Annotated in this window: 4 protein-coding genes; all 4 read left to right on the top strand. The window is 71.8% G+C overall.

Annotated features, from left to right (window positions below; translation table 11 throughout):
* Window positions 1-158: 158 nt before the first annotated feature.
* Complete coding sequence (locus tag AC1D12_RS23635) at window positions 159-2,618, top strand: hypothetical protein (RefSeq protein WP_477843236.1); 2,460 nt, start codon at window positions 159-161, stop codon at window positions 2,616-2,618.
* The gene (locus AC1D12_RS23630) at window positions 2,611-3,885 is read left to right on the top strand and encodes a hypothetical protein (protein ID WP_477843234.1); all 1,275 of its coding nucleotides are present in this window, start codon (window positions 2,611-2,613) and stop codon (window positions 3,883-3,885) included. Before AC1D12_RS23635 ends, AC1D12_RS23630 begins: the two co-directional genes overlap by 8 nt.
* A 49-nt stretch (window positions 3,886-3,934) precedes the next feature.
* On the top strand, window positions 3,935-4,246 hold the full coding sequence (locus AC1D12_RS23625; protein ID WP_477843232.1) for a hypothetical protein: 312 nt from the start codon (window positions 3,935-3,937) through the stop codon (window positions 4,244-4,246).
* Between the two features lie 31 nt (window positions 4,247-4,277).
* Window positions 4,278-5,367: hypothetical protein (locus tag AC1D12_RS23620; protein ID WP_477843231.1), on the top strand; the 1,090-nt coding region annotated here is incomplete at its 3' end.

The following is a 5,367-nucleotide window of genomic DNA, read 5'->3' as shown; positions in this document are numbered from 1 at the left end:
TTCGGAAGGACGCCACGGCCCTGTCCCCCGCACTCCGGGGGACTCGCCACCACCCCCCTAGTTCGCGCTGTCGGACTCGCGCCGGCCTTTGCGTTTTCACAGTCAAGAGATGCCGTCCCGTGCGGCCTTGTCCGTGAATCCAACGAGGAGTGCCTGCCGTGAGTGTTGCCACCATCCCTGCGCCGTTCCTGGCCTTCGACAGCTTCAGCCCGCCGACCGAGTCCGAGACCTCGGTCGGCTACGGCATCTCCGAGCGCGCCGCGACGCGCTCGCCCTTCATCTCGGTGTACGAAGCCGGCGACGACGAGACGGCCTACGACGACCCGATGCGAGAGGCCTGTGCCGGCCTGATCGACGAGCTGCATGACGAGGAGTTCGACGAGGCGCTGTTCGAGCTCGAATGCCACGCCCGCGCGCTGCACGACCGGCAACTCTCCGCCGGCATGCCGCGCGGCCAGGCCGACCGGGCGGTGATGCAGCACTTCGCGCCGCTGGTGCGCGAATGCGAGGCGGCGGTCGACGCGATGGCGCAGCAATTCGGCCCGCGCCAGGGCGCCGGGCTGGTCGAGGGCGAGGTCGATGCCTTCGTCGACGGCTACACGCCGGCCGCGAGCCACGAGATGCAGCAGGAACCGCAGTTCGAACAGTTCTTCGGCAAGCTCCTCAAGAAGGTCGGCGGTGTCGTGAAGAAGGTCGCCGGCACGGCGATCCAGGGCATCACGAAGCTCACGCTCGGGCCACTGCTGTCGCGCATCAAGGCACTGGTCAAGCCGCTGCTGCAGCGCGTGCTGCAGAAGGCCATCGGCCACCTGCCGGCGCCGGTGCAGCCGATCGCGCTGCAGCTCGCGCGCAAGCTCGGGTTCGCACCGCCCGAGCCGGCACCGGCCCCCACGACCGCCACGGCCCCCGATGCCACCGCCGCGGATGCCGCCGCCGCCGGCGTGCAGGACGTGGCCGGCGCCGACGCCCCGCTGCCGCAGCAGGAGTTCGACCAGCAGGTCGCGAACGCCGTGCTCGCGCAGGACGAGACGCAGCTCGACATGGAGGTCGCGCAGTCGGTCGCGCTCGGCCAGGGCGAGGCGCCGCCGGTCTTCGCCGAGCTCGACGACGCGCGCGAGCGCTTCATCCACGAGCTGCAGGACCTGCGGCCCGGCGAGAGCCCGCAGCCGATGATGGAGAACTTCATCCCGGCCCTGCTGCCGGTGCTGAAGCTGGGCATCCGGCTGATCGGCCGGCCGCGCGTCATCAACTTCCTGTCGCCGCTGCTGGCGAAGTTGATCGCCAACCTGGTCGGCCCGCAGCAGGCGGCGGTGCTGTCGCGCGCGATCGTCGACTCCGGGCTGAAGCTGCTGAGCCTGGAGATGAGCGAGGAGGTGACGCAAGAGATGACGCAAGAGCAGGAGGCCGGCCTCGCCGCCTCGGCCGTCGCCGCCACCGTCGAGGAGACGGTGGGCCGCATCGCCGCGCTGCCCGACCATGTGCTCGACCAGCCCGAGCTGCTCGAAGGCTATGCGATGGAGGCCTTCGAGCAGGCGGCCGCCGCCAACCTGCCGGCGGTGCTGCCGCCCGGCATCTACCGCCAGCGGCCCGAGCTGCTCGAGGCCGGCATCGATGCCGGCTGGGTGATGCTGCCGCTGCGCGGGCGCAAGCGCTACAAGCGCTGCACGCGGGTGTTCGACGTGCGCATCACGCCGCACATGGCGGGCGAGGTCATGAGCTTCGAGGGCGCACCGCTCGCCGACTTCCTGCACGAGCAGCTCGGCCTGCCCGAAGGCGAGGCGGCCGATGCGCAGCTGCACCTGTACGAAGCCCTGCCCGGCACCCGCCTCGCCGACATCGCCCGCAACGAGTTCGAGCAGGGCGATGCCTCGGGCGCGCTCGGCAGCCAGGAGCTGCACCCGCTGACGCCGCAGGCCGCCGCGACGCTGCTCGGCGCGCCCGGCCTCGGGCGCGCCGTCGACGGCAACGGGCAGCGGCCCGCGATGGGGCAGCGCTTCTACCGCGTCGACGTCGGCGGGCGCCGCCCGCATGCGATGCACGGGCGGCACGGCCACCGCCATGGCCACGCGCACGGGCTGGCCCATGCCCGCCGCGCGATGCACCTCGGCCTGCGCTTCGACTGCACGCAGGACCAGATCCGCGCCTGCATCTTCCTCAGCGAAGCCAAGGCGCAGAAGCTCGCGATGCGGCTGCGCCAGTCGACCAATGCCGGCGTGCTGAGCGCCGGCTTCGGGCGTGCGCTGCAAAGCCGCCTGCAGCACATCCTGTCCGGCCCGCCGGGCCGCGGGCTGCGGCTGGTGCATGCCGGCGCCTCGCCGGCCGCCAGCGCCGGCATGCAGAACCTGCCGCAGGCGCAGGCCCGGCGCTATGCGGGGGCCTTGCAGAACTGGCTGGTGCAGGGCTTCGCGAGCTTCATCCAGACGCAGTCGGCGGCCTTCATCGCGGCCACCGAGAACGCGGCCGACGGCGTCACGCTGCGCTTCTCGATCGCCCACCCGCCGGCGCTGAAGGCGGTGTGCGACGCGATGGCCGGCCGCGGTGCCGCGCCGGCCCAGCTCACGCTCGACCCGGCCCCCGCGGTGATGGTCGACGTGGCACCGGGGCACCGCTGTGGCTGAACTGCAAGCCGCCGCCGCGCTGCAGACGCAGCGCCAGATCGCCCACTGGGTGCTGGCCGCGTCGCGACTGATGCTGGACGACCTGGCCGGCGAGGCGGCCTGGGGCCGGCTCGAGCAGTACCTCGGGCTCGCGCTGCGCCGCCACCTGCAGGCGAAGGTCGATGCGCTGGCGGCCGATGCACAGGTGCTGCTGGCGCACGGCCAGGCGGCGCGCAGCCCGGCCGCGCAGGCGCAGGTGCGCCGCCTGCTGCTGGCGTTCCGGCGCCAGTACCTGCGCACCGAGACCACGCTGGATTTCTTCGCCGACGCGATCAACACCCGCACCAACCCGCAGGTGGCGGCGATGCTGCGCGCCTGCGACAGCCTGGCCTACCGCAGCATGTCGCAGGTGCTCGACGAGCTGGGCCACCCGACGCCGGTGGTGCTGACCTACCTCGACAGCGGCGCCGGCGCCGCGATCATGAAGGCCGGCCTGCGGCTGTGGGACGGCGGCGCGGTGTGCCCGGTCGCCACCATCAAGATCACGCGCCACAACCTGCTGCGGCCGACCGCGCTGATCCACGAGGCCGGCCACCAGGTGGCGCACATCACCGGCTGGAACGACGAGCTGCGCACGCTGCTGCAGCACGGGCTCGCCCAGGCCGGCTCGCATGGCGACCTGGCCGACGTGTGGGCCTCGTGGGCGAGCGAGATCGCCGCCGATGCGTTCGCCTTCGGCCACACCGGCTTCGCGAGCGTGGCCGCGCTGCACGACGTGCTGTCGGGCGAGCCGAGCCTGGTGTTCCGCTTCTCGCCGGGCGACCCGCACCCGGTCAGCTACCTGCGCGTGCAGCTCGGCGCGGCGCTGTGCCGCCACTGCTACGGCGCAGGACCGTGGGACGAGCTCGAGCTCGCCTGGACCGGGCTGCACCCGCTGGAGCGTGTCGACAGCGGCACGCGCGCGCTGATCACCGATTCGCAGCCGCTGCTGCCGGAGCTGGCGCGGCTGCTGGTCGAGACGCCGATGCGCTGCTTCCGCGGCCGCTCGCTGCGCGAGCTGCTGCACCCGCAGCGCGTCAGCCCGGCAGCGCTCGACGAACTGCAGTCGACGCTCGGCCCGGCGCTGTTCACGTCGGCCCACTGGCTGTGGACCGAGCCGCTGCGCACGCTCGGGCTGACCGGGCTGCAGCTCGCCCGCTGCGGCGGCCAGCCACAGGAGGCGAAACGCATCCTCGAACAACAGCAGCAATCGATGCTGCGGATGGGCGGCGCGTTGCAGCCCGCCTGATCCCGACCACTTCCACCCACCACCACCACGCACCTACAGGAGCATTTCCATGGCCAAGGCCCCGCCCTCTCCCGCCCGCGGCACGCGCCGCACCGCCCCCGTCGCCGACACCGCCCCCGAGGCGCAGGCTGACACGCCCACCGAGCAGACGACACAACAGACGCAGCAGTGGGGCGGGCACAACCCGTCCACCGACCAACTCACCCAGCTGCTGCTGACCGTGCTGACCCGCGCCAACCAGCAGATCCCGACCCCCACCGGGCTGATCGGTCCGGCGCTCGACGTGGCGCTGCGCTTCCAGACGCTGTCGGCCCAGCTGTCCACGCTCGCCGACCCGGCCGCCCTGCGCAACCTGCCCTGAGCCGCGCCCCCTGACCCACGGAGACCTTGTCATGTTCAGACACTTCGCCACCCTCGTCTCGCCCGACACCTTGTTCAGGGCCCACCCGGCCGAGCTCGCCTGGCTGCTGGAAGAAACCTGGCGCCAGCGCTTCGACATCCAGGCCAAGGCGCTCGGCGACCCCGACCGCCGCAGCGCGCTCAGCGCCTCGCCGACGCCCAGCCCGCTGGGCGCGCCGCTGTCGGACGAGCTCAGCGACATCCTGACCTTCTTCGACAGCAGTGGCGGCGACCCCGTCGAGATCGCGCGCCAGTTCCGCTGGGACCACCTGATCTACGCCTACATGATCGAGAACACCCGCGCCTACGAGGTGTTCAAGCGCGTGGTCCACGAGTTCGTGCACGGCGAGAAGCTCGGCGTGCCCGATGCCGATTCGCAGGCCTGGCTGCGCAACACCGAGGAGCTGTTCTTCAAGGACGGCGCGCCGTTCTTCGTCACCTCGCTGGTCAGCCACATCCGCAGCGACCTGCGCGCGAACCGCCGCAACCCCTACCAGCGCATGTTCGGCATGGAGCTGAACCACGGCATGGACGACGGCAAGCCGCAGCCCTACGTGCGCGCCGAGGCGGCGAACGCCGAGTTCGTGCCGACCTTCGAGGAGTTCCTGCGCGAGGTCTGGGTCGGCATGACCTACGTCACCGCGAGCGCCAGCAGCAACCCGACCGACCCGGCCAAGATCGTCACGCTGGCCAGCAAGCTGAAGAACATGCTGCTGTCGCGCCGCCAGGACGGCAACCTGTCGCGCGAGGAGTTCTCGGCGGTGACCGCGATGGCGTGGTTCCACCTGACGCTCGAGTACAAGAACGATGGCGCCAGCGCGCCGATCGTCGCGTCGCTGCGGGCGCAGGCCAACGGCACCGAGCAGCGGCTGTTCAAGGTCGCGGAGCGCGTCGGCCTGCCGGCGCACGGGCTGTCGAAGCACTTCTTCGACATCGCCGACGCGATCTCGCGGATCCTGACGCAGATCGAGAGCAACGACTACGACACCACCGACAAGGTGCGCGCGCTGTTCACGCCGGACACCACGCTGCAGGCCACCCCCGAGGCGGCGATGCGGACCATCATCACGCACTGGACAGCGA

Source organism: Rhizobacter sp. P1_G5, from assembly GCF_056405435.1.
The sequence above is the reverse complement of the archived record's forward strand: the minus strand, read 5'-3'. Positions and strand labels throughout refer to the sequence as shown.

Excerpts from the sequence above, each read along its gene's own strand:
- AC1D12_RS23625 (WP_477843232.1), top strand. The coding sequence starts at position 3,935 with ATGGCCAAGGCCCCGCCCTCTCCCGCCCGCGGCACGCGCCGCACCGCC.